This window comes from Odoribacter sp. N54.MGS-14 (assembly GCF_000980295.1).
GTDB classification, from domain to species: Bacteria; Bacteroidota; Bacteroidia; order Bacteroidales; family Marinifilaceae; genus Odoribacter; species Odoribacter splanchnicus.
Window position 1 is genome coordinate 1 of sequence record NZ_LARL01000179.1, and the last position, 457, is coordinate 457.

The window sequence follows — 457 nt, forward strand, 5'->3', positions numbered from 1 at the left end:
GCGGGATGATATATACTTTCAGCTCTTTACTACTAAAATTACTGTTTGCTTGTACAATATGTCATAGATCGTTCATCTTCGTTTCTTACGTTTCCGATGGAGTGGAGAATAACGGATTCGAACCGTTGACCCTCTGCGTGCAAGGCAGATGCTCTAGCCAGCTGAGCTAATCCCCCGAACTTGATTCCGTTCGTAGTCCCAGGCAGAGTTGAACTGCCGACCTCTACATTATCAGTGTAGCGCTCTAACCAACTGAGCTATAGGACTAAGTTCAACCTAGTCTGTTTAATTAGACCCGGCTTCTTACTTTCTCTCTTCCGTATCATTACGGAATCATATCTTGAATAAACAACACCAGCAGTACAAGAACAAAAACCTTCTCGATCTTTCGTCCTCTCCAGAAAGGAGGTGTTCCAGCCGCACCTTCCGGTACGGCTACCTTGTTACGACTTAGCCC

General features: G+C 45.3%; 2 tRNA genes and 1 rRNA gene. All 3 read right to left on the reverse strand.

Annotation, left to right across the window (positions count from 1 at the left end):
• Positions 1-102: 102 nt before the first annotated feature.
• A tRNA-Ala gene (locus tag WS42_RS14985) sits at positions 103-176 on the reverse strand.
• Positions 177-193: 17 nt separating this feature from the next.
• Positions 194-267, reverse strand: a tRNA-Ile gene (locus WS42_RS14990).
• Between the two features lie 134 nt (positions 268-401).
• Positions 402-457 (reverse strand): 16S ribosomal RNA (locus WS42_RS14995); the annotation flags it as partial.